Source organism: Massilia sp. DWR3-1-1 (genome assembly GCF_049898325.1).
Classification (GTDB): Bacteria; Pseudomonadota; Gammaproteobacteria; order Burkholderiales; family Burkholderiaceae_D; genus JAFCUW01.
The window spans coordinates 105,038-126,411 of the sequence record NZ_JAFCXL010000016.1; the positions used below are offsets into that span (position 1 = coordinate 105,038).

Consider the following 21,374-nt stretch of genomic DNA (forward strand, 5'->3'; position numbering starts at 1 on the left):
GGCGCCTCAGAAAGAAAAATTGGAAAGAACATCGGGCATGCCGCCGGCGACGGCTTCCTGCTCGTCGGCGGCCAGCCTGGCCGCGTCCCACACTTCGAAGTGGCTGCCCATGCCCAGCACCATGACGTCGCGCGCCAGGCCGACGGCGCTGCGCAGTTCGGGGGCGATCAGGATGCGGCCGGCCGAGTCGAGTTCGACATCGCAGGCGTTACCGAGGAAAATACGCTGCCAGCTGCGGGCCGACATGGGCCAGGCGGCAATCTGTTCGCGGTGCGATTCCCACACGGGGCGGGGAAACAGCAGCAGGCAACCATGTGGGTGGCGGGTCAGCGTGAGGCGCCCTTCGCACTGGACGGCGAGCGCGTCGCGATGCTTGGCGGGAATCGACATCCTGCCTTTTGCATCGAGATTGATTGCGGACGCGCCTTGAAACACGGTGTTTTGCCTGGTTGTAGTTTGAGGAGTCGGTTTAGTTTGCGCGTCGGGGGAAGCAAAAACCTCCCACAAAACTACACTTTTCCACACGTTCACCCACTTTAGAGGATGGCCCGAGCAGGGTCAAGCGGTTTTCGTTTGGAAAATGGGAAATTTGCTAATGAAGTCAATGACTTAGCGCACTTAGTGAAGAAAGTGGCTTGAAAAAAAAGGTCGATAAATTAGGTACTTATGGAAGAGCCTTAATGTTGCACCTCATCTGTGAACGTACAGACAAGGGTGCCAACATGGCTAAAAATAAATATCCATAGTTCAAGATCTGCAACATCTGCCGGCGCCGGGAAAGATTCACCTTAGGATGGGTTTAGGCGATGAAGCGCTCTGATAGGCCCAGGCGCGCTGCCCGTTCATTGCGCCCACTGGCGGCAGGTCGCCACTGCCCGCGCCCAGGTCGCCATCCGCTCTTCGCGCAGCGCTGCGCCGATGGCCGGCACGAAGGTGCGCTCGGCCTGCCACTGCGCATCGAGCTGGTCCTGGCCGGTCCAGACGCCCACCGCCAGGCCGGCCAGCCAGGCCGCGCCCAGCGCCGTCGTCTGCGTCACCGTGGGCCGCACCACGGGCACGCCCAGCAGGTCGGCCTGGCACTGCATCAACAGGTCGTTGCGGGCGGCGCCGCCGTCGGCGCGCAGTTCGGTCAGGGCGCAGCCGGCGTCCTGCTGCATGGCGCGCAGCACCTCGGCACTCTGGTAGGCGATCGCCTCGAGCGCGGCGCGGGCGATGTGGCCGCGCCCGCTGCCGCGCGTCATGCCCATCAGGGCAGCGCGCGCGTACGGGTCCCAGTGGGGCGCGCCGAGGCCGGCAAAGGCGGGCACCAAGTAGACGCCGCCATTGTCGGGCACGCTGGCGGCCAGCGCTTCGACGTCGTGCGCGTGGTCGATGATGCCCAGGCCGTCGCGCAACCACTGCACGGTGGCGCCGCCCATGAAGACGCTGCCTTCGAGCAGGTACTCCGTGGCGCCGCCGATCTGCCAGCCCACCGTGCTGAGCAGGCGATGCTGCGACGGCGCCGGCGCGCGCCCCGCGTGCATCAGCATGAAGCAGCCGGTGCCATAGGTATTTTTGACCATGCCGGGGCGCACGCAGGCCTGGCCGAACGTGGCCGCCTGCTGGTCGCCCGCCAGGCCCGCCACCATCACGGGGGCGCCGAACCAGTGACTGAAACTGGGGGCGATGGCGCCGCTGCTGGGCACGATCTCGGGCAGCACGGCGGGCGGAATCTGGAACAGACCGAGCAAAAAATCATCCCAGCGCAGGCTGTGGATGTTCATGAGCATGGTGCGCGAGGCGTTCGAGACGTCGGTGACGTGGCGCCCCGTCAGCTTGAACACGAGCCAGCTGTCGATGGTGCCGAAGGCCAGTTCGCCCGCCTCGGCGCGCGCGCGCGCGCCGGCCACGTTCTCGAGCAGCCAGGCCAGCTTGGTGGCGGAAAAATAGGCGTCCAGTTCGAGGCCCGTGCGCTGACCGATCAGCGCGGCGTGGCCCAGTGCGCGCAGGCGTTCGCAATGCCCGGCCGTGCGGCGGTCCTGCCAGACGATCGCCGGGGCGATCGGCTCGCCCGTGCGGCGGTCCCACAGCAGGGTCGTTTCGCGCTGGTTGGCGATGCCGATGGCGGCGAGCTGGCCGGCCGTCACGCCATGCTGGCGCAACACCGCGCGGGCGCAGGCGAGCTGGCTGTCCCAGATGGCGTTGGCGTCGTGCTCGACCCAGCCGGGCTGGGGAAACGATTGGGGAAATTCCTGCTGCGCGCTGGCGCACAGGCGGCCATCGCGATCGAACAGGATGGCGCGCGAACTGGTGGTGCCCTGGTCGAGGGCCAGAAGAAAATCGCTCACAGGCAGGCCTGAAAGGAGGACACGCCGGCACGGGCCGGCGCAAAAAAATTAGTGTGAAGCAGGCCGATAGGCCGGATTTTGTTACGGCGGCGACGCTTGCGCGCCCCCGCTATGACAGCCATTCCTCTAGGCGCCTGATTGCTCAGGCGCTCAAGCTCCCTACCCGCACGCTCCGCGAGCCGCCTCAACGCGTGCCTATTTGGGATTGCTCCAGGTGGAGGTTACCGCGTTTCACCGTAACTAAATACGCTCGTCTCTGTGGCCCTGTTCCTCGCCTTATACCTTGCGGCTTTCGGCGGACGGCCGTTAACCGTCACCCTGCTCTATGGAGTCCGGACCTTCCTCCCGCCGACGCATTACGCGCCAGCCAGCGACTGTCTTGGCCTGCATCACGGCGCCATTGTAACCGCTTCGCCCCCACATCGGCTATTTACGGCCGCCCGCCGCCACCGGCAGCGTCACCAGGTCGTCGACCAGCGCGGCGATATTGGCCTTGACGGCGCCCTCGTTGGCCAGGCGCATGCGGTCGATCGCGCCGAAGGTGTCGCCGAACGGCGCCGTGTAGGGCAAGGTGTGGGTGCGGTGCAGCAGTTCGTTGCCGCTGGCCCGCTCGACCAGCGAATAGCTGACCGTCGCCGTCACCGTCAGGCTCATGCCGGTGAGCGGCTGCTCGAGTTTTTCCATGCGCGCCGACAGGCTGTAGCGGGCGGCGGCCGGGTCGGCCGCCAGCAGGCCGGCGTCGCCCAGCGACAGCGCCAGCGCCTCAGCAAACTGGGCATTGTCCACTTTCGAGGTCCACAGGCGATTGCTGCCCTGCCCCCCGCTCACTTCCAGCACGGCGACATTGTTGCGCAGCGGCGTGACGACCATGCGCTGCTGCGGCGTGGCGAGAATGGCCATGTGGTCGCCCCGCGCCGGCGTGGTGCAACCCGAAACGAGCGCGACGACGACGGGAAGGGCCAGTGCGGACAGGACAGGTGCCACAATTTTCATCACAAACATTCCATCGAAGGCAAAAGGAAGAAGGCGTCGTTGAATTGTTACCATATCACAAGGGAACTCTAATTTCTCCATCACCCAGTAGTCAATCACTATTCTTGTCCGATCACTAAAACGGGCGCCCCGCCGCCCGGTGGCGGAATCTGAAAATTGCTGTCGCCATTGCCAAAGCTCGCCCGCCACGGCTCGCTTAGAATGGGCCGTCCCGGGCGCCCCGCCCGACCCGACCACTCCACCGAAGAGGCGCGCCATGACCCATCCATCCCGCAGCGGCGGCCAGATCCTGGTCGATGCCCTGCGCATCCACGGCGTCGACACCGCCTTCGGCGTGCCCGGCGAGAGCTACCTGGACGTGCTCGACGCCCTGCACGACTCGCACATCGACTTCATCGTCAACCGCCAGGAAGGCGGCGCCGCCTTCATGGCCGAGGCCTACGGCAAGATGACGGGCAAGCCGGGCATCTGTTTTGTCACCCGCGGCCCCGGCGCCACCAATGCCGCCATCGGCGTGCACACGGCCTACCAGGATTCGACCCCGCTGATCCTGTTCATCGGCCAGGTGGGGCTGGACTTCATGGACCGCGAAGCGTTCCAGGAAATCGACTACCGCCGCATGTACGGCCAGATGGCCAAGTGGGTCACCCAGATCGACCGCGCCGAGCGCATCCCCGAATATATCGCGCGTGCCTTCCAGGTCGCCACCAGCGGCCGGCCCGGCCCGGTGGTGCTGGCGCTGCCGGAAGACATGCTGGTGGCCCAGGCGGCGGTGGCCGACACCGGCGCCTACCAGCCGGTGCAGGCCTCGCCCGCCGCCGCCCAGATCGCGCAGCTGCGCGCCATGCTGGCCGAGGCGCAGCGCCCGCTGCTGCTGCTGGGCGGCGCCACCTGGAACGCGCAAGCCTGCGCCGACGTGCGCCGCTTCGCCGAAGCCAATGCGCTGCCGGTGGCCTGCGCCTTCCGTTTCCAGGACCTGTTTGACAACGCCCACCCGCAGTACATCGGCGACGTCGGCATCGGCATCAACCCGCAACTGGCCGCGCGCGTGCGCGAGGCGGACCTGATCATCGCTTTCGGCCCGCGCCTGGGCGAGATGACCACCAGCGGCTACTCGCTGATCGCCGCGCCCGTGCCGCGCCAGCGCCTGGTGCACATCCACCCGGACCCGCAGGAGCTGGGCAGCGTGTACCAGGCCGCCCTGATGATCGCCAGCGGCGCGCCGCAGGCTGCCAGCATGCTGGCGACGATGGCGCCGGTCGACGCCGGCGCCTGGCGCCACACGGCGGCCGAAGGGCGCGCCGAACTGGCCGCCTGGCAGCGCCAGCCGCCGATTTTCCAGGACGGCGCCGCCCCGCTCGACCTGTGGCAACTGGTGCAGGAACTGCAGGCGGCGGTGCCGGCCGACGCCATCATCACCAACGGCGCCGGCAACTACGCCACCTGGGCGCACCGCTTCTTTTCCTATGGCCTGCTGCGCACCCAGCTCGCGCCCACCAGCGGCGCGATGGGTTATGGCGTGCCGGCGGGGATCGCCGCCAAGCTGGTCGACCGCACCCGCACCGTCATCACCTTCGCCGGCGACGGCGAATTCATGATGAACGGCCAGGAACTGGCCACCGCCGTGCAGTACCAGGCCGGCGTGGTGATCATCGTTTTCAACAATTCGATGTTCGGCACCATCCGCATGCACCAGGAAAAAACCTATCCGGGCCGGGTCTCGGGCACCACCTTGCACAACCCCGATTTCGCGGCGCTGGCGCTGGCCTACGGGGCCGCCGGCGAAGTGGTGACGACGACCGCGCAATTCGGCCCGGCGCTGGCGCGCGCGCTGGCCCACACGCGCGAACAATCGCTGCCGGCGCTGATCGAATTGCGCTACGACGGCAACCTGATCACGCCGGGGGCGACGCTCGAGACGATCCGCCAGCAGGCGGCCAGGGCGCGCGCCTGACCGCTGCGCCATGGTGGTGACAATTCGAGAGTATCCATGCCCGCGATTTAACGCTACCATCGGCACACGATCGATCCAACACGGGACAATGCATGGCGCGCAAGGGCATCACGGTGGTCACGCTGGTTTCAGCGCTGTGTTCATTGACAGGCGTGGCGCTGGCCGTCAACGCCGCCGTGCTGCTCACGCGCGGCCTGGCGGGCGACGCCTTGCTGCGGGGCGGGATGGGATTGTATTGCTGCGCACTGGCGTTCGTGCGCTACGACGCGTTCATCCGCATGGCCAGGCAGCCCGTCAGCCTGGCCGCCAGCGCCGAACGCACGGCGCTGGCGCGCCTGTTTCCGGCCCGCGTGATGCCCGCCGTCGCCATCGCCTTCCTGATGATGGTCGCCGGCACCGTCGTCAACATGGTGGCGTGGTTTCGCTGAGCGCATGCCCCGCTAGCGGGCGGCGCGGCCCTTGAGCCAGCGCATCAAGGTGCCCAGCAGCGGCAGTTTTTCATACAGCTCCTCGGCCGCGTCCCAGTAGTCGCGGTGCAGGCACACCCTGCCCTGGCCATCGAAGCGCAGGTGGGTGGCGCCGCGGATGGTCTGCGGCGCCGTCGAAAAACGCTTCATCCGAAACGTGAAATCCCACGTCAGGAAGGCGTCGGCGCCGTCGAGCACGCGGGTGGTGACGACGAAGCGGGGGGCGTCGACCTGCTCGTACATGTGGCGAAAGATGGCCGTGATGGGCGCCAGGCCGCGCACCTCGTTGAACGGGTCCTTGAAGGCGGCGTCGTCGGCGTAGATGGTCGCCAGTTGCGCCAGCGCGTCGGCGCTGATGGTTTCGTAAAACGTCACCAGGCGCGCCAGCGCGGCGGCGCTGTCAACGCCGCTCATAAGCCCGTCACCTTGTGGATCAGCCAGAAGTACAGCCGGTAGGGCAACAGGCGCGCCAGCCGCAGGCCGAACGTGAACCGCTTGGGAAAATGGATGTGGAAATGGCCCCGCTCGATGCCGTCGACCATCGCCAGCGCCGCCTGGTCCGCCGTCATCAGGGCCGGCATGGCGAAGTCGTTGCCAGCCGTGAGCGGGGTGTCGACAAAACCGGGATTGATCTGGTACACCCCGATGCCCTTGGCGTGCAGGTCCAGGTACAGGCATTCGGTGAGATTGATCAGGGCGGCCTTGGTGGGCCCGTACACGAGCGCCTTGGGCAGCCCGCCGTAGCCGGCCACCGAGGCGACCAGGCCGATGGCGCCGCTGCCCTGCCGCAGCAGTTGCGGCACGACGGCGTCGAGGCAGTAGTAGGCGCCGCGGATATTCAGGTCGATCATCGCTTCGGCGGCGGCCAGGTCGATGGCGTCGGCGCGCATTTCGTTGTAGCCGCCCGCCAGCACCAGCACCAGGTCGATGCCGCCCCAGGCGGCCACGATGGCGTCACGCGCCTGCAGCAGGGCGGCGCGGTCGAGCACGTCGAGCGGCAGCACCATTGCCGCCGGCGAGTCGGCCGCCAGCGCTTCGAGGGCGGCGCGCTTGCGCGCGGAGATGGCCACGCGGGCGCCGCGTCCGAGCAGCAGGCGCGCGCTGGCCGCGCCGATGCCGGTGGAGGCGCCGATCAGCCAGACCCGGCGGCCCTGCCAGTTGTCGATGGCGGGGTTCATCATCGCTTGGTGAACGACAAGGTGACGCTGCCCAGGTCGACGCCGAACTTGCTCATGGCGGTGCGGTTCAACATGACCTTGTCGTCGATCAGGAACATCCAGTCTTCCATGTCGACGTTGTAGACTTTGTCGCCCACCGGCTGGGCCAGCACGTATTTCCAGCGCAGGGCATTGCCGGCGACAACGCCGTGGGCGGTGCCGACGACATCGGCGGCGGTGGCGCTGAAGGTGCCGGCGCCGGTTTTTTTCAGGGTCCACACGCGCTTTTGGCGGGCGCCGTCGGCATACGTGAAGTCTTCGTCGAGGATGCCGGTGTCGCCCTGCCAGCTGGCGCGCATGACGACGACGAAGCGCTTGATGACGGCGCCGGAACGGTCCTGGAACATGCCGTGGGCGTCGAGGGTGCCATTGAAATAACGGGTCACGTCGAGCGCTGGTTGCTGGGCGGCGTACAGCTCGGGGCTGGGGGCGGCGCAGCCGGCCAGGCCGGTGGCGAGCAGCAGCGCGGCGCAAAGGCGCAGGGGCAGTTTCATGGGAGGTCCTTGGTTGATCGGGCTAGGGTTAACAGTAGAAGAGGAGAATCGCATCAGCAGTCGCGCAGGGGCGCGCGCCACAGCATCCACGCCGACACCAGCTTGAGGGCGCACGGCAGCAGCGCGTAGGCGCCGGCCAGGGCGGCGCCGCCGCCGCCCTGGCCGGGCACGTAGCCCCACCAGGCCAGCAGCGGCAGGGCGATGCCGGCGGCCAGCGCCAGCGTCATTTGCACGCCCCAGTTCCACACGCCGAAATAGGCAGCCTCGCCCCGCCCGGACTGGCCGGCCTGGCGAATCACGCCGGCCAGCAGCGCCGGCGGCAGCGCCAGGTCGGCGCCCAGCGCCAGGCCGGACAAGGCGCAGATGGCGCCGAAGCCGAGCGCGGCGCCGGCGCCGGCGGCGAGAAAATACGCCCACACGAACACCACGCTCGAGGCGAGCATGGCGCCGGCCCAGGCGCGCGCTTCGCCGAAGCGGCGTGCCAGCGCCACCCACAGGGGCATCGACAGCGCGGCCGCGCAAAAGTACACGATCAGGAACAGGCCGGCCATGGCGCCCAGGCCCAGGCGGTCGGTGGCGAAAAACAGGAACAGCGTGGCGGGAATGGCGGAGGCGACGCCGTTGACGAGCAGGACAGCGAACAGGGCGCGAAAGCGGGGCTGGCGAAATGGCGCCAGCATGGCGCGCCAGTGGGCATCACCCGGCTGCGCGGGCGCTGGCACGGGCCGCGCCGCCCGCGCCAGCAGGGCCGCGCCCAGCAGCAGGGCCACGCCAAAGGCGAGCGACAGCGCGGTGTAGCCGGCGGCGCCCGTCACCGCCGCCGCCAGCACCACGCCGGCCAGGCCGCAGCCTTCGCGCACGCTGGTGACGCGCGCGCGCAGGCTGGGCGCCTGGGTCAGCGCCGCGCCCCAGCTCTGGTGCGCGATGGTGGCCAGGCTAAAGCCGACATACACCAGCATCAGGGTGGCGCCGAACCAGGCCAGGGTGGCGCCCGGCGCCAGCGCCGGCGGATGGAACAGGCCGACGAAGCCGGCCAGCAGCACCGGCAGCGACAGCCAGACGAAACGGGGATAGCCGGCGCCGGCGCGGGCGATCCACCAGCCCAGCACGGGGTCGATGAAGGCGGCGCCGATGCGCGCCACCAGCAGCGCCGCGCCGATCAGGCCCAGCGACATGCCGGCCCGCTCGGCGTAGAACTGCGGCAGGTAGACGTAGATGGGCAGCGCCACCATGGCCAGCGGCAGGCCGAACAGGCCGTACAGCAGCAGATTGGCGGCGCCGAAGCGGCCGTCGGCGGCGACGCTGTCGCGTTTCACCGGGGCGCCGCCTGGCGCAACAGCGCCTGGCGCAAGGCGGGCGCGGTGCTGGCGGGATCGAGCCAGATGCCGAAGAAGGCACGCGCGAACTGCACGTCGTCGATGGCGCCGATGGCCACGCCGTCGCGGTAAAAGCGGGCGCCCACGGCGGGGATGTTGATGCCGGTGAGGTGCTCGCCGGCGACGACGTCGGGAAAAATCGCCGCCATCTGGCCCAGCCATTGCTGGCGCTGGGCGGGGCTGCCGGCGCCGATTTTTTCCATCTGTTCGACGCTGGCCTGGGCGATTTTTTTGCCTTTCAGGCTGCGCTCGTAGCGCAGGTCCAGCGCAAACGGCGCGTCGGGCCGGTAGCCGGCCGCGCCCACCAGCAGTTCGGCCGTGTAGATCTTCAGGCCGAAATAGGTAAACAGGCCACTGCCGGCCACGCGCGCCTGCGGCACGGCGGCCTCGATATGGGCCGGGGCCGGCGCCGCCAGCGCCGGGGCCGGACACGCCGCCAGGCAAGCCAGCATTGCCAGCGCGGCAATCAGCGGGGCGCGGCCCATGCTCACGCCTTCACCAGCGTGAAGTGCATCACATCGGTGTTACGGGCGCGGAACGCCGCTTCGCAGTAGCACAGATAAAACTCCCAGGTGCGAATAAAACGTTCGTCGAAGCCCTGGGCGCGCACCTGCTCGAGGCGGGCGTGAAAGGCGGCGCGCCAGCTGGCCAGGGTGCGGGCGTAATCGAGGCCGAAAGAAAACTTGTCGACCACGCGCAAGCCGTGCGCCGCCGCCTGCTGCTCGAACACGGCGGGCGATGGCAGCATGCCACCGGGGAAAATGAACTGCTGAATAAAATCGGTGCTCTTGCGATAGCGCTCGAACAGTTCGTCGGCGATGGTGATGGTCTGCACGCAGGCGCGCCCGCCCGGCTTCAGGCGCGCGGCGATGCAGGCGAAGTAGCTGGGCCAGTAGCTCTCGCCCACCGCTTCGAACATCTCGATCGAGGCGATGGCGTCGTACTGGCCGGTGCTGTCGCGGTAGTCGCACAGTTGCAGGTCGACCTGGCCGGCCAGGCCGGCGCGCTCGATGCGCGACCTGGCGTAGGCCAGCTGTTCGGTCGACAGGGTGACGCCCACCACGCTGGCGCCGTCGCGCGCGGCCAGTTCGGCAAAGCCGCCCCAGCCGCAGCCGATTTCCAGCACGGTGGCGCCGGCGGCCAGGTCGAGCTGGTCGAGAATGCGGCGGTACTTGGCCGCCTGCGCCAGCTGCAGGTCGGCGCCCGTGGCGGCGCTGTAGAGCGCACTCGAATACGTCATCGACGGGTCCAGCCACAAGCTGTAGAAGGCGTTGCCGATGTCGTAGTGGGCGTGGATGTTCTTGCGGCTGCCCGCCTTGCTGTTGCGGTTGAGCAGATGGCGCAGGCGATACGCCAGGCTGCCCCACCAGCTGCCATAGACGAGCGACTCGATGGTGTCGCGGTTGCGCGCCATCAGCTCGATCAGCGCCGGCAGGTCGGTGGTGGTCCAGTCGCCGGCGATGTAGGACTCGGCAAAGCCGATGTCGCCCGAGCGCAGGGCGGCCGTAAACAGGTTCCAGTTTTTCAGCTCCAGCACGATCGCCAGCGACGCGCCCGTGTCGCCGAAATGGCGCACCGTGCCGTCGGGCAGGTGCAGCGTCAGGGCGCCGTCGCGCAGCCGGGCCAGCAGGGCCAGGATGACGCGGGCGCCGGCCGGCGCCGCCGTGACGGGGTGGGCCTTGGCGCGCTCGACGGCGGCGGTGGGCATGGTTTCGTAGGTCATCGGGTCACCTTGTGTTGGGGCGGAGCGGGTTTCGGGTAGAACGGCGCGCGCTTGAGGAACAGGCGCAGCGCCTGGTAGTGAATGCGCAGCATCACGCCCAGGCTTTGCATGGGATAGGCAAAAAAGGCCAGGGCGACGCTGCGATCGTTCAAAGGGCGCGACAGGCCGCCGATACTGGTGTGCAGCAAGGTGCCGTCGGCATCGCCGTAGTCGATGCTGGCGCCGGTGCGTTCGCCCGCCCCCGTCGCCAGCGCGGTGCGCACGAAGCGGAAGCGGTACTCGCCGGCGACGGGATTGAAGGGCGAGACGTGAAACACCTTGCGGGCGTGCAGTTCGGCGCCGTCGGCGATGACGGCGCCGTCGTCGAGCAGGTAGCAATGGCGTTCGCCAAAGGTATTGCGCACGTCGCACAGCACGGCGCGCAGGGCGCCGTCGGCGCGGTGGCAGAACCAGAACGAGACGGGGTTGAAGACGTAGCCCAGCACGCGCGGCATGGTCTGCAGCCAGACCTCGCCATCGGCGTCCTCGATGCCCTCGGCGCGCAGCAGGGTGCCGATCCAGTCGAGCAGCGTGCTGGCGCCGTCGCCGTGGTCGGCGTCGTAAAACGACAGCACATTGAAGCGGTTACGGCTGAACAGGCGGCTTTTGAGCTGGGCCTGCCCCAGCGCGCGCAGGGGCAGGCGCAGGTAGTAGGCGCGGTAGCTGAAGGCGTTGACAACGGGCCGCAGGCGACGGTGGCCCACGCGGCCGAAGCACAGCTGCGGCACGGCGGCCGGCTCAGGCGAGCGCATGCGGGGCCGTCGAGAAAGGCGCAGGCGCACCCTGTTGCAGCAGCGCCGTCAGCGAGGCCGCCACCGCCAGCCCCGCCTTGAGGCCATCTTCATGAAAGCCGTAGCCGAGCCAGGCGCCGGCAAACCAGGTGTTGTGCTGTCCCTGCAGGCGGGCGATGCCGCCCTGCGCCGCCACCGCCGCCGCATCGAACACGGGGTGGGCGTAGTCGAAGCTGGCGATCACGCTGGCCGGATCGGGCGCATCGATGGGATTGAGCGAGACGATCACGGGCGTGCTCACGGGCAGCGGCTGGAGCATGTTGAGCAGGTAGTGCACGCACACCTGGGGCGTGCCTGTGAGCGCGCCCGTGCTCTGGTAATTCCACGCCGACCAGGCCTTGCGGCGGCGCGGCAGGCAGCGCGCGTCCGTGTGCAGCACGGCGCGGTTGGGCTGGTAGCCGATCGCCGACAGCAGGCGCGTCTCGTCCGCGCCGGCGTCGGCCAGCAGCGCCAGCGCCTGGTCGCTGTGGCAGGCCATGACGACCTGGTCGTAGTACTCGGCGCCGGCGGCGGTGCTGATGCGCACGGGCGCGCTGGCGCCCGTCACGTTGCGGTGCACGCCCAGCACGGGCTGCGCCAGGCGGCGCGAGGCGATGCCGGCCAGCAGGCGCTCGACATAATTGCGCGAGCCGCCCCGCACGGTGCGCCACTGGGGCCGGTCGTTCACTTGCAGCAGGCCGTGGTTGTGGCAGAAGCGCACAAAGGTGGCCAGCGGGAAGGCCAGCATCTGGCTCGACGGGCAGGACCAGATGCAGGCGGCCATCGGCAGCAGGTACCAGTGGCGGAACTGGACGCTGTAGCCTTCGCTGTCGAGCCATTCCCCCAGTCCGACGGCCGGGATGGCGCCGCTGTCAGCCAGCGCCGTGGCCTGGCGGTTGAAGCGCACGATGTCGGCCACCATGCGCAGAAAGCGGGGGCGCAGCAGGTTGCGGCGCTGGGCGAACACGCTGTCGAGATTGGCGCCGGCCCATTCCAGGTCGGCGCCGCCATCGAGCGGCAGCTTGACGGAAAACGACATGTCGCTGGGGGCGACGTCGACGCCGAGTTCGTCGAACAGGGCAATGAGCTGGGGGTAGGTGCGATCGTTAAACACCAGGAAGCCCGTGTCGACGCCAAACGTGCGGCCCTCGAGGGTGACATCGACGGTGTTGCTGTGGCCGCCAAAATACGTGCCTGCTTCGTACAAGGTGACGTCGGCGCCCGCCTGCGAAAGGCGGTAGGCACACGACAGGCCGGCAATGCCGGCACCAACAACTGCTATTTTCATGCTATCGCTTTCTGCAATATTTGTCCTGGACAATACCGGGAGGGACTATCCATTCTGTGTAATACTCGCTGCTACGGCGAATTTGTCATGGACAAATCGGATCGCGCTAGTTTATACGCATCGGCCACCGATTCAGATTCAAAATTATCAAATTTCATCGTGCCGTAGTTAATGCTTTTGTTTCAGAAAGATTTTTATCGTGTTTTATCCTGCTGAAATTGCCGAACAGGAAACGCCTGCAACTTTGTCCAATCCGCCGCCGGTCGCGGTAGAATGGTCCGTCGCGGCACCGGCGGCGATTTCTCCGCCAGCGACGCGCTGCATCGCCTTCCCTTGGAACCCGCCTCATGACCACCGCCCCCGCCCCCCTTGTTTTTTCCAGCATCAGTGACGTCGAACGCGATGTCGGCATCGCCAAGGAGACCTTGCGCGTGTGGGAGCGGCGTTACGATTTCCCCCGCCCCCAGCGCGACGCCAATGGCGAACGGGTCTATCCGCCCGACCAGGTCTACAAGCTGAGCCTGGTCAAACGCCTGCTTGACCAGGGTTACCGCCCCGGCAAGATCATGGCCCTGGACGTGGCCGCCCTGGGCGAACTGGGCGGCAAAGCCCCGTCCGGGCCGGCCGCGCGCGGCATCGACGACCCGGAAATCGCCCTGTGCCTGGGCTTGCTGCGGGCGCACCAGGTGGCCGAATTGCGCCAGCGCCTGTCGCAGGCGATGCTGAGCATGGGTTTGCAGCGCTGCGTGGTCGAACTGATCGCCCCGCTCACGACGGCGATCGGGATCGCCTGGACCCAGGGCCAGATGGCGGTGTTCGAAGAGCATTTGTATTCGGACATGCTGCAAACGGTGCTGCGCAATGCCATCGTCGCCGCCAGCGGCGAGCGCCACGATGGCCAGCGCCAGCCGCGGGTTCTGCTCACCACCGTGCCGCAGGAGCGCCACGGGCTCGGCTTGCTGATGGTGGAGGCCTTGCTGGCGCTGGAAGGGGCCCATTGCATTTCGCTGGGGGTGCAGACGCCGCTGTCCGATATCGTCGACGCGGCCCGCACCCAGGGCGCCGATATTGTCGCCCTGTCCTTCTCCGGCGTGAGCTCGCCGCGCGCGGCAGTGGACAATATCAACGAGTTACGGCTGCGCCTGGGCGCGGCCACCGAGGTGTGGGCCGGCGGCGGCGGCGTGGCCATGGCGCGCCGCCACCTGCAGCCCGGCACGGTGCTCGACCTGGGCTCGATCGGCAGCGCCGTGGCGCGCTGGCGCGAGCGCCACGGCGCGCCCGCCGGGGACGTGCCGGCCGCGGCCTGAAAGCATCAGCCCCTCTGGTAAAATACGCGCCAGTCAGTTCGTCGTGCCCGGCACCGCCCGGCATGTGCATGCAGCGCCCGTCCCCAGAGATCCATGTTCAGCTTTTTCAAGAAAAAACCCGCTGTTGTCGAAGCCCCGCCCGCGCCGCCAGCGCCGCCAGCGCCGGTAATCACACCGGTCGTCGCGCCCGTGGTGCCCGTGGTGGTGCCCGCGCCGCCAGAGCTGGCGCCTTCGCCATCGCGCCGCTACGGCACCACCTCGACCTTCGTGGCGCCGCCGGTAGTAACGCCCGTGCAGCCAGCGGCAATGCCATCGCCAGCGCCGGTCATCGCCCCCGTCGTGCCAGCGCCTGCGCCCGTCGTGCCAATGCCAATGCCAGCGCCGACGCCCGTCGTGACGGCGGCAGCGGCAGCGCCCGCGCCCGCCCCATCGACGCCAACGCCGCCGCCGGGTCCCCTCCTGGTCGCGCCCGCGCCGGCCACCGAGTGGATCAGCGAGACGGCCGAACGGCCCGTGCTCGAGGCCGAGCGCAAGTCCTCGTGGATGGCGCGCCTGAAGGCGGGGCTGTCGAAGACCTCGTCGAACCTGTCGCTGCTGTTCGTGGGCGCGAAGATCGACGAAGATTTATATGAAGAGCTCGAAGCGGCCCTGTTAATGTCGGACGCCGGCATGGACGCCACCCAATTCCTGCTCGACGGCTTGCGCCGCAAGGTCAAGGACGAGCGCCTGCTCGACGCCGCCGCCGTCAAGGGCGCCCTCAAGGTGCTGATGACCGATCTGCTGCGGCCGCTGGAAAAGCCGCTCGAACTGGGCCGCCACGAGCCCATGGTGATGATGATTGCGGGCGTCAACGGCGCCGGCAAGACCACCACCATCGGCAAGCTGGCCAAGCACATGCAGAAATACCAGCAATCGGTGCTGCTGGCCGCCGGCGACACCTTCCGCGCCGCCGCCCGCGAGCAGTTGATGGTCTGGGGCCAGAGAAACAACGTGACCGTGATCGCCCAGGAATCGGGCGACCCGGCCGCCGTGGCCTTCGACGCCGTGCAATCGGGCAAGGCGAAAAAGATGGACGTGGTCATGGTCGACACGGCCGGCCGCCTGCCCACCCAGTTGCACCTGATGGAAGAGCTGAAAAAAATCAAGCGGGTCATCGCCAAGGGCATGGCCGGTGCGCCCCACGAACTGGTACTGGTCATTGACGGCAACACGGGACAGAACGCGCTGGCCCAGGTAAAAGCCTTCGATGACGCCTTGCAGCTGACGGGCCTGGTCATTACCAAGCTCGACGGCACCGCCAAGGGTGGCGTGCTGGCGGCGATCGCCCGCACGCGGCCGATTCCCGTGTATTTTATTGGCATCGGCGAGAAAATCGAGGACTTGCAGCCGTTCAAGGCCGACGAGTTCGTCGAAGCCCTGCTGGGCTGAGCCATGAGCGCCCCCATGATCGCCTTCGAGTCCGTCAGCAAGCAGTATTCCGCCCACGCGATTGCCCTGCGCGAGGTCAGTTTTGACATCGCCCGGGGCGAGCTGGTCTACCTGGCCGGCCCGTCCGGCGCGGGCAAGTCGACCCTGCTCAAGATGATCGCCGCCATTGAGCGGCCCACCGCGGGTGCCGTGCTGGTCAATGGCCAGGACATCGGCAAGCTGCGCCGCGAAGGCGTGCCTTTCCTGCGGCGCAACCTGGGTCTGATCTTCCAGCAACAAAAACTCTTGAACGACCGCCACATCCTGGCCAATACCATGATGCCCCTGCTCGTCATCGGCGCCTCCAAGGCCGAGGCCGAGCAACGCGCCCGCGCCGCCCTCGACAAGGTGGGCCTGCTCGAGCGGGCCAAGGACTTGCCGCTCGAACTGTCCGGCGGCGAGCAGCAGCGGGTGTCGATCGCCCGCGCGATCGTGAACCGGCCGCAGATCATCCTGGCCGACGAACCCACCGCCAACCTCGACCGCGCCAGCGCCGACAAGGTGCTCGATGCCTTGCGCGCGTTCAACCGCGCCGGCGTCACCTGCCTGATTTCCACCCACGATGACAGCGTGCTCGACGGTGCAGCCCGCGTGATTCACCTGAACCAGGGCGAACTGATCATGGAGAACGCATGAATCGCTGGTTGCGGCAACACCGCTTCGCCTTCGGCGCCGCGCTGGGCAATGTCAGAAAGGCGCCCGGCAGCTTCCTGTTCAACGTCGCCGTCGTGGCGATCGCCCTGGCGCTGCCGTTCACGGGCTTGACCTTGCTGGAAAACGTGCGTCCCGTGTCCGAGCAATTGTCGGTCGATCCGGAAATCAGCGTGTTCCTGACGCCGCAGACGGCACGCGCCGAGGCCGCGGCGCTGGCCCCGCAACTGCGCGCCACGCTCAAGGCGACCAAGGCGAAAATCACCTTCGTGCCGCGCGAGCAGGCGCTCGAATCGCTCAAGGACAAGAGCGGCCTGACCGACGTGCTCGGGTCGCTCGGTGAAAATCCCCTGCCGGACGGCTACGTCATCAAGCTCGACGGCTTCAAGAACGCCGCCGATGCCAGCCAGGTCGATACGCTGGCGGCCCAGCTGCGCGCCCTGCCCGGGGTCGACACGGTGCAGGTCGATTCGGCCTGGGTCAAGCGCCTGGCGGCCCTGCTGGGCATCCTGCGGCTGGTGCTGCTGCTGCTGGCGGTGACGCTGGGCATGGTGGTCATCGCCGTGGTGTTTAACACGATTCGCCTGCAGGTATTGACGCAGCGCGAGGAAATCGCCGTCTCCAAGCTGATCGGCGCCACCGACGTGTTCATCCACCGGCCGTTTTATTACACGGGCGCCCTGCTGGGCCTCGCTTCGGGCGCCGTCGCGCTCGGCGCCGTGGCGCTGGCGCTGCGTCCCCTGAACGTGGCAATTGCCGAATTTGCCCGTTTATATGCGAGCGAATTTCAGCTGGCCGCCCTGCCCCCGCTGGGCGTGGCCGCCCTGCTGGCCATCAGCGCCGGCCTCGGCCTGGCCGGCGCCATCCTGTCGGTGCAGCGCCACCTCGCACGATTGAACTAATCGTGCAGCGCACAATCTAAGCTCCCATTAAGACTGTGCTGTCAAACTAGGGTTGAAAATTCCAGGCGCTGCGGCGCCTGGAACGAGTTGAATGTGCGCGTGATCAAAGGTACGCCCACCAGCGACACCTACAGTGGTTTTCCGCCTTTTTTTTCGATTCCAAATCGCAAGTTCGGCCCTATCACACTCATAGCTGAGGCCAATTGGCACTCCCATCAAGAGAGTGCTAAACTGTGATTTCGCTAGCGGGACACTTCAATCACCACCGCCAGCACCACGCTTGACGCTGTATCACACACACGAGGATTACATGACGACGATGTCCACACACTCCGCACTGATTCCAACGGGAACTCGGGCGCTGGGATTGGGCTTCACTGGCAATCTTGGCAATATCGATGCTTACATCTCGGCGGTCAACCGCCTGCCGATGCTCACGCACGAGGAAGAAATCTCGCTGGCCAAGCGCCTGCAGGAACACAACGACCTTGCCGCCGCCCAGGAACTGGTGTTGTCGCACCTGCGCCTGGTGGTGTCGATCGCCCGCGGCTATCTCGGTTATGGCCTGCCCCACGCCGACCTGATCCAGGAAGGCAATATCGGCCTGATGAAGGCGGTCAAGCGTTTCGACCCCAACCAGGGCGTGCGCCTGGTGTCGTACGCCATGCACTGGATCAAGGCCGAGATGCATGAGTACATCCTGAAAAACTGGCGCCTGGTCAAGGTGGCCACCACCAAGGCCCAGCGTAAACTGTTTTTCAACCTGCGCAGCAACAAGGTGGGCCTGGACGCCATGTCGCCCACGCAGATCGATGCGCTGGCCAAGCTGCTCGACGTCAAGCGTGAAGAAGTGATCGAAATGGAAACCCGGCTGTCGGGCCGCGACATTGCGCTCGAAGCCCCCACCGACGACGAGGACGACAAGTTTTCGCCCATTGCCTACCTGTCGTCCGACCTGTCGGAGCCGACCAAGGTGATGGAAGCGCAGCAAGTGACGCGCTTGCAGTCGGAAGGACTGGAAACGGCGCTGGGCAAGCTCGACCCCCGCTCGCGCCGCATCGTCGAAGCGCGCTGGCTGGCCAATGACGACGGCTCCGGCGCCACCTTGCACACGCTGGCCGAGGAGTTCGGCGTGTCGGCCGAGCGGATTCGCCAGATCGAGTCGGCGGCCTTGAAAAAAATGAAGACGGCACTGTCGTCGTTCGTTTAAGCGAAGACGTCCAGCCACCAGAAAGGCGCCCGCGGGCGCCTTTCTCACGTCTGGCAGCGCGACGTGCGCAAGGCGGCGCCCGTGCTACCATCGGCGCTCATTGAACAGGGCGCCCCGATGCGACAATTTTTCATGTGGTTCAAACTGGGTTGCGCTTTTCTGATGTACACCTTGGCCGGCTGCGCCGGCACCCCCGCGATGCCGCCCTTGCACGATGCCAGTTACCCGCTCACGCCAGGCCAGTCGGCCGCCATCGGCGGCGGCGCCAGCGTGCGCTACGAAGCGTTTGCGGACAGCCGTTGCCCGCAGGGGGCGCAGTGCATCTGGGCGGGCAAGGTCAGCTACCAGTTCGTGCTCAGCAGCGCTGCCGGCCAGGAACGTTTTGCGCTCGATTACGCCGGGCAGCGGGTCGAGGCCAGCACGGTACCGGGCCTGTGGTTCGGCATCTCGTTTGAGCGGGTCAGCGCCGTGCCCGTGGAGCAGCATGCGGTGGTGCTGGAAGTGAGAAGAACGGCGGCGCCACGGCCTTGACGGCATCGATCAGGCGAAAAAAAGGGCGCTTTCACCGTTAGCTGTTGAGTTTCTTTCGAACTCAAGCGCCGAAGTGACCGAGCGCCGCTGCGAGGAAGCGCTCGGCGTTGCCGATGCGGCGCAGGTCGATGGCCCAGCACCAGCCCAGGTAATTGTCCAGATAGCGCGTGGCCACGCCGTTGAAGTGATGGAGCCACCGTTTAAAGCGGCTGTGATAAGCGTTGACGTTTTGAATGTGAATGGCTTCACGTACACGAACGCCCTGGCGCAGCTTGACGCTTTGATGGTCGATGCCCGCCTCGCGCGCGAATTTTTTATAGGCCGCATTGGCGTCGCTCACGAGCAGCACATCGCGCTGTAACTTCGGTAGCAGGTGGGTGTGCAAGGCCGTGGCCTTGAGGGCGCCGCGCCCGGCAATAAAATCGATGGTGGCGCCGCCCCGGTCGCGCGCCACCACGATGTTGACCAGTTGCCTGGATATGCCCCGTTTCGACGCGACGCCCCCGCGCTTGCGTGGCGCTCTGCCCAACGGTGTATTTTCCTGCTGACTTTCCTGCCCGCTTTCCTGATCCTTTTTCGGCCCGTTGTTCTGATCACTTTCCTGCTGATTACTCTGCTGGCTGCTCTGCTGCTTGCTCTGCTTCTTACCCTGCCGGTTCCCCTTCTCCGATTCGAGCAAAAACGTCTCGTCGGCCTCGGTGATGCCTTGCAGTGTGGCGGGTCGGTCGAACTTGACCCAGTGCAGGAAGCGGTGGCGCCATCTGAAACTGGTATTGGCGTGCACCTGCACTTTCTCGGCGGCGCTTTTGACGGTGCAGGCCGGGTCGCGCAGGCAATCGAAATACGCGAGCCACTTGCCCTTGAGGCGCAGGCGCGCCAGTGGCGTGCCCGTCAAACCATTGAAGGTTTTTCCACAGGCGCTGCAGCGGTAGCGCTGCAGGCCATTGGCGAAGCCGTGGCGGCCGAATTGGCGCGATGCGCAGCGGGGACACACGCTGTGCGCACGGGCGATCTGATCGATCAGTGTGGCGATGCGCTCGCCGTTGACGAGCGCCGACATGAAGCAGCAGACGGCCAGCCTCTGGTGGGTATTAAAGGTGCGCAGCCGGGAGAACAGGCGGGTGAAATTAGGACGGACCTGCTTGCCTTGTGCCATGCTGCTCTCCCATCACGTTGGTGGAGCAGGTTTGACCTCAGCAATTCAAATCGGTTCGGGGTCGACCCACAGCAAACGGTGAAAGCGCCAAAAAAAAGCAGGCACCGCGAAGACGGAACCTGCAAAGGGCACTGCCGGAGAAATCCGTACCGCGCCGCGCCGGGTGGCGCGAACGGTCTTAGTTCAAGTGCGGCGTAATTTTTGGCATCAATTCGTCGAAGGTGCGGCCACTGCCGTTTTCGCCGATGGCATGCATCTTCCACTCATTGTTGTGGCGGTACAGCTTGGCCATGATCTGCGCCGTGTGGGCGCCCTGCACGGACAGGTCGTAGCGCGCCACTTCTTTCTGGTCGGCCGCGTTAATGATGCGGCAGTAGGCGTTTTCCACCTGCGAGAAATTCTGGCCGGTAAAACTGTTGACCGTAAACACCAGCGATTTCACCTGCGGCGGCACGCGCGACAGGTCGACGACGATCTGCTCGTCGTCGCCATCGCCGGCGCCGGTGCGGTTGTCGCCCGTGTGGACGATGCTGCCGTCCTGGCTCTTGAGCTGGCGGAACCAGACGGCGTCGACCGACTTGCCGTTTTCATCGAACAGCAGGCAGGAGGCGTCGAGATCGACCGACTCGGTCTTGCTGCCGAAGCCGAACAAACCCTTCTTCTTGATGGCGTCCCAGCCAAGGCCCATGACGATGCGCGTGAGCGCGCCGCCGGCTTCCTTGTCGAGGGAAATTTTCTGGCCTTTTTGCAGACTGACTGACATGTGATGCTCCTTATTCGGGTGGATGGACGGGCAGTCGCGCTTAGCGCGATCCCTGCTGGGTCCAGGTACGGAAGGCGGCGCGGTTGCGCGAACAAACGTAGACCTTGCCTTTGCCGGAAAAACGCAGCACGACACCTTCGCCGCTGGTCTGGCTGTTGATCAGGTTGCCGAGGAAGCCGCCGCTGCTGCCCGTGGTGATGGAAATTTCGTAACGCAGGGTGCTGTCCCAGCACACCACGTGGGAGTTGTCGATGATGGCGTCCTTGCCCGGCTCGACGTCGAGCGCCGACATGGAGCCAAAACCGGACACCACGACCTGGCCGCGGCCGCTCGTTTCGGTGACGAAAAAGCCGCCGCTCTGGGCGAACAAGGCATTGCCCACGCTTTGCGTGCGCACCTTCAGTTCGACGCCGGAACTGGCAGCGACGAAGGCGCCGTCGCTGATGATGTAATTGTTGGGCCCCACATCGACCACTTGCATGGCGCCGGGCAAGGTGGGCGACAACAGGCAATCGCCGTCGCCCCGCACCGCTTCGATGTGCTGCTGGAAGAACGACTCGCCGTTGGCGAAGGTGCGCATCAGCGCGCTGCCGAGGCCCCCCTTCATCTTGCCCTTCAGGTCGAGCGTTGCTTCCATCATCACCATGGCGTCCGATTCGCAATAAATCGTGTCGCCACGGCGCATCGCCACGTGAAGGAAGGGATCGACGTCCCCCGTTACTGTAAACACTGGCATGTA

At 66.6% G+C, this 21,374-nt stretch carries 22 protein-coding genes and 1 other RNA gene; 8 read left to right on the forward strand and 15 right to left on the reverse strand.

Annotated features, from left to right (window positions below; translation table 11 throughout):
- Positions 1 to 6 precede the first annotated feature (6 nt).
- The 4 genes from mraZ to ACP7EY_RS17215 all read right to left on the reverse strand — a co-directional run bounded on the left by mraZ (position 7) and on the right by ACP7EY_RS17215 (position 3,320).
- On the reverse strand, positions 7 to 435 hold the full coding sequence (gene mraZ, locus ACP7EY_RS17200) for a division/cell wall cluster transcriptional repressor MraZ (protein ID WP_426195722.1): 429 nt from the start codon (positions 433 to 435) through the stop codon (positions 7 to 9).
- Between the two features lie 407 nt (positions 436 to 842).
- On the reverse strand, positions 843 to 2,327 hold the full coding sequence (gene glpK / locus ACP7EY_RS17205) for a glycerol kinase GlpK (protein ID WP_426195724.1): 1,485 nt from the start codon (positions 2,325 to 2,327) through the stop codon (positions 843 to 845).
- Positions 2,328 to 2,378: 51 nt separating this feature from the next.
- Positions 2,379 to 2,718, reverse strand: an RNA gene (gene rnpB / locus ACP7EY_RS17210) — RNase P RNA component class A.
- A 35-nt stretch (positions 2,719 to 2,753) separates the two neighbouring features.
- Entirely contained in the window at positions 2,754 to 3,320 is a 567-nt protein-coding gene (locus ACP7EY_RS17215) for a hypothetical protein (RefSeq protein WP_426195726.1), read from the reverse strand.
- Between the two features lie 256 nt (positions 3,321 to 3,576).
- Between ACP7EY_RS17215 and ACP7EY_RS17220 the strand changes: the two genes are divergently transcribed.
- Together ACP7EY_RS17220 and ACP7EY_RS17225 are read left to right on the forward strand one after the other, a co-directional pair.
- On the forward strand, positions 3,577 to 5,274 hold the full coding sequence (locus tag ACP7EY_RS17220) for a thiamine pyrophosphate-binding protein (protein WP_426195728.1): 1,698 nt from the start codon (positions 3,577 to 3,579) through the stop codon (positions 5,272 to 5,274).
- A gap of 92 nt (positions 5,275 to 5,366) precedes the next feature.
- Complete coding sequence (locus ACP7EY_RS17225; protein ID WP_426195730.1) at positions 5,367 to 5,702, forward strand: hypothetical protein; 336 nt, start codon at positions 5,367 to 5,369, stop codon at positions 5,700 to 5,702.
- A 12-nt stretch (positions 5,703 to 5,714) separates the two neighbouring features.
- Here ACP7EY_RS17225 and ACP7EY_RS17230 read toward each other — a convergent pair whose 3' ends face one another.
- Genes ACP7EY_RS17230 through ACP7EY_RS17265 form a run of 8 tightly spaced genes read right to left on the reverse strand, consistent with a single transcriptional unit; the run spans position 5,715 to position 12,648 of the window.
- Positions 5,715 to 6,155, reverse strand: a complete 441-nt coding sequence (locus ACP7EY_RS17230) for a nuclear transport factor 2 family protein (protein WP_426195732.1) — start codon at positions 6,153 to 6,155, stop codon at positions 5,715 to 5,717.
- Positions 6,152 to 6,919, reverse strand: coding sequence for an SDR family NAD(P)-dependent oxidoreductase (locus ACP7EY_RS17235; RefSeq protein ID WP_426195775.1), 768 nt, complete (start codon positions 6,917 to 6,919; stop codon positions 6,152 to 6,154). Before ACP7EY_RS17235 ends, ACP7EY_RS17230 begins: the two co-directional genes overlap by 4 nt.
- Positions 6,919 to 7,452, reverse strand: a complete 534-nt coding sequence (locus ACP7EY_RS17240; RefSeq protein WP_426195734.1) for a DUF3833 domain-containing protein — start codon at positions 7,450 to 7,452, stop codon at positions 6,919 to 6,921. Before ACP7EY_RS17240 ends, ACP7EY_RS17235 begins: the two co-directional genes overlap by 1 nt.
- Before the next feature lie 53 nt (positions 7,453 to 7,505).
- The gene (locus ACP7EY_RS17245; RefSeq protein ID WP_426195736.1) at positions 7,506 to 8,768 is read right to left on the reverse strand and encodes an MFS transporter; all 1,263 of its coding nucleotides are present in this window, start codon (positions 8,766 to 8,768) and stop codon (positions 7,506 to 7,508) included.
- Positions 8,765 to 9,313, reverse strand: a complete 549-nt coding sequence (locus tag ACP7EY_RS17250; protein WP_426195738.1) for a chalcone isomerase family protein — start codon at positions 9,311 to 9,313, stop codon at positions 8,765 to 8,767. Before ACP7EY_RS17250 ends, ACP7EY_RS17245 begins: the two co-directional genes overlap by 4 nt.
- Positions 9,314 to 9,315: 2 nt before the next feature.
- The gene (locus ACP7EY_RS17255) at positions 9,316 to 10,551 is read right to left on the reverse strand and encodes a class I SAM-dependent methyltransferase (RefSeq protein WP_426195740.1); all 1,236 of its coding nucleotides are present in this window, start codon (positions 10,549 to 10,551) and stop codon (positions 9,316 to 9,318) included.
- Positions 10,548 to 11,342 (reverse strand): DUF1365 domain-containing protein, encoded by a 795-nt coding sequence (locus ACP7EY_RS17260; protein WP_426195742.1) that lies wholly within the window; start codon positions 11,340 to 11,342, stop codon positions 10,548 to 10,550. Before ACP7EY_RS17260 ends, ACP7EY_RS17255 begins: the two co-directional genes overlap by 4 nt.
- A complete protein-coding gene (locus ACP7EY_RS17265; RefSeq protein ID WP_426195744.1) occupies positions 11,329 to 12,648 on the reverse strand; it encodes an NAD(P)/FAD-dependent oxidoreductase in 1,320 nt (439 codons plus the stop codon). The genes ACP7EY_RS17260 and ACP7EY_RS17265 overlap by 14 nt, the downstream gene beginning before the upstream one ends.
- Positions 12,649 to 12,995: 347 nt before the next feature.
- On the opposite strand from ACP7EY_RS17265, the gene ACP7EY_RS17270 reads away from it, so the two are divergent.
- From ACP7EY_RS17270 to ACP7EY_RS17295, 6 genes are all read left to right on the forward strand, one after another.
- Positions 12,996 to 13,955: a MerR family transcriptional regulator gene (locus ACP7EY_RS17270; RefSeq protein WP_426195745.1), complete on the forward strand. Its 960-nt coding sequence runs from the start codon at positions 12,996 to 12,998 to the stop codon at positions 13,953 to 13,955.
- 93 nt (positions 13,956 to 14,048) lie between these two features.
- Positions 14,049 to 15,383, forward strand: a complete 1,335-nt coding sequence (gene ftsY, locus ACP7EY_RS17275; RefSeq protein WP_426195747.1) for a signal recognition particle-docking protein FtsY — start codon at positions 14,049 to 14,051, stop codon at positions 15,381 to 15,383.
- Between the two features lie 15 nt (positions 15,384 to 15,398).
- Entirely contained in the window at positions 15,399 to 16,058 is a 660-nt protein-coding gene (locus tag ACP7EY_RS17280) for a cell division ATP-binding protein FtsE (protein WP_426195777.1), read from the forward strand.
- Positions 16,055 to 16,975 (forward strand): permease-like cell division protein FtsX, encoded by a 921-nt coding sequence (gene ftsX, locus ACP7EY_RS17285; protein ID WP_426195749.1) that lies wholly within the window; start codon positions 16,055 to 16,057, stop codon positions 16,973 to 16,975. Before ACP7EY_RS17280 ends, ftsX begins: the two co-directional genes overlap by 4 nt.
- A gap of 319 nt (positions 16,976 to 17,294) precedes the next feature.
- Positions 17,295 to 18,185 carry an RNA polymerase sigma factor RpoH gene (gene rpoH, locus ACP7EY_RS17290; protein ID WP_426195751.1) on the forward strand — a complete coding sequence of 297 codons (891 nt, stop codon included), beginning with the start codon at positions 17,295 to 17,297 and terminating at the stop codon, positions 18,183 to 18,185.
- Positions 18,186 to 18,302: 117 nt separating this feature from the next.
- Complete coding sequence (locus ACP7EY_RS17295) at positions 18,303 to 18,716, forward strand: hypothetical protein (RefSeq protein WP_426195753.1); 414 nt, start codon at positions 18,303 to 18,305, stop codon at positions 18,714 to 18,716.
- A gap of 61 nt (positions 18,717 to 18,777) precedes the next feature.
- Here ACP7EY_RS17295 and ACP7EY_RS17300 read toward each other — a convergent pair whose 3' ends face one another.
- The 3 genes from ACP7EY_RS17300 to ACP7EY_RS17310 form a co-directional block, all read right to left on the reverse strand.
- The gene (locus ACP7EY_RS17300) at positions 18,778 to 19,776 is read right to left on the reverse strand and encodes an IS1595 family transposase (protein ID WP_426195779.1); all 999 of its coding nucleotides are present in this window, start codon (positions 19,774 to 19,776) and stop codon (positions 18,778 to 18,780) included.
- Positions 19,777 to 20,050: 274 nt separating this feature from the next.
- A complete protein-coding gene (locus ACP7EY_RS17305) occupies positions 20,051 to 20,635 on the reverse strand; it encodes a TerD family protein (RefSeq protein ID WP_426195755.1) in 585 nt (194 codons plus the stop codon).
- Positions 20,636 to 20,675: 40 nt separating this feature from the next.
- Positions 20,676 to 21,371, reverse strand: a complete 696-nt coding sequence (locus tag ACP7EY_RS17310) for a TIGR00266 family protein (protein WP_426195757.1) — start codon at positions 21,369 to 21,371, stop codon at positions 20,676 to 20,678.
- Between the last annotated feature and the right edge of the window lie 3 nt (positions 21,372 to 21,374).

What these genes read in the sequence shown, in the direction of transcription:
- ACP7EY_RS17215 (WP_426195726.1), bottom strand. Translation starts at nt 3,320, where the DNA reads ATGAAAATTGTGGCACCTGTCCTGTCCGCACTGGCCCTTCCCGTCGTC.
- ACP7EY_RS17220 (WP_426195728.1), top strand. Translation starts at nt 3,577, where the DNA reads ATGACCCATCCATCCCGCAGCGGCGGCCAGATCCTGGTCGATGCCCTG.
- ACP7EY_RS17225 (WP_426195730.1), top strand. Translation starts at nt 5,367, where the DNA reads ATGGCGCGCAAGGGCATCACGGTGGTCACGCTGGTTTCAGCGCTGTGT.
- ACP7EY_RS17230 (WP_426195732.1), bottom strand. Translation starts at nt 6,155, where the DNA reads ATGAGCGGCGTTGACAGCGCCGCCGCGCTGGCGCGCCTGGTGACGTTT.
- ACP7EY_RS17235 (WP_426195775.1), bottom strand. Translation starts at nt 6,919, where the DNA reads ATGAACCCCGCCATCGACAACTGGCAGGGCCGCCGGGTCTGGCTGATC.
- ACP7EY_RS17240 (WP_426195734.1), bottom strand. Translation starts at nt 7,452, where the DNA reads ATGAAACTGCCCCTGCGCCTTTGCGCCGCGCTGCTGCTCGCCACCGGC.
- ACP7EY_RS17250 (WP_426195738.1), bottom strand. Translation starts at nt 9,313, where the DNA reads ATGGGCCGCGCCCCGCTGATTGCCGCGCTGGCAATGCTGGCTTGCCTG.
- ACP7EY_RS17255 (WP_426195740.1), bottom strand. Translation starts at nt 10,551, where the DNA reads ATGACCTACGAAACCATGCCCACCGCCGCCGTCGAGCGCGCCAAGGCC.
- ACP7EY_RS17260 (WP_426195742.1), bottom strand. Translation starts at nt 11,342, where the DNA reads ATGCGCTCGCCTGAGCCGGCCGCCGTGCCGCAGCTGTGCTTCGGCCGC.
- ACP7EY_RS17265 (WP_426195744.1), bottom strand. Translation starts at nt 12,648, where the DNA reads ATGAAAATAGCAGTTGTTGGTGCCGGCATTGCCGGCCTGTCGTGTGCC.
- ACP7EY_RS17270 (WP_426195745.1), top strand. Translation starts at nt 12,996, where the DNA reads ATGACCACCGCCCCCGCCCCCCTTGTTTTTTCCAGCATCAGTGACGTC.
- ftsY (WP_426195747.1), top strand. Translation starts at nt 14,049, where the DNA reads ATGTTCAGCTTTTTCAAGAAAAAACCCGCTGTTGTCGAAGCCCCGCCC.
- ACP7EY_RS17280 (WP_426195777.1), top strand. Translation starts at nt 15,399, where the DNA reads ATGATCGCCTTCGAGTCCGTCAGCAAGCAGTATTCCGCCCACGCGATT.
- ftsX (WP_426195749.1), top strand. Translation starts at nt 16,055, where the DNA reads ATGAATCGCTGGTTGCGGCAACACCGCTTCGCCTTCGGCGCCGCGCTG.
- rpoH (WP_426195751.1), top strand. Translation starts at nt 17,295, where the DNA reads ATGTCCACACACTCCGCACTGATTCCAACGGGAACTCGGGCGCTGGGA.
- ACP7EY_RS17295 (WP_426195753.1), top strand. Translation starts at nt 18,303, where the DNA reads ATGCGACAATTTTTCATGTGGTTCAAACTGGGTTGCGCTTTTCTGATG.
- ACP7EY_RS17300 (WP_426195779.1), bottom strand. Translation starts at nt 19,776, where the DNA reads ATGTCGGCGCTCGTCAACGGCGAGCGCATCGCCACACTGATCGATCAG.
- ACP7EY_RS17305 (WP_426195755.1), bottom strand. Translation starts at nt 20,635, where the DNA reads ATGTCAGTCAGTCTGCAAAAAGGCCAGAAAATTTCCCTCGACAAGGAA.
- ACP7EY_RS17310 (WP_426195757.1), bottom strand. Translation starts at nt 21,371, where the DNA reads ATGCCAGTGTTTACAGTAACGGGGGACGTCGATCCCTTCCTTCACGTG.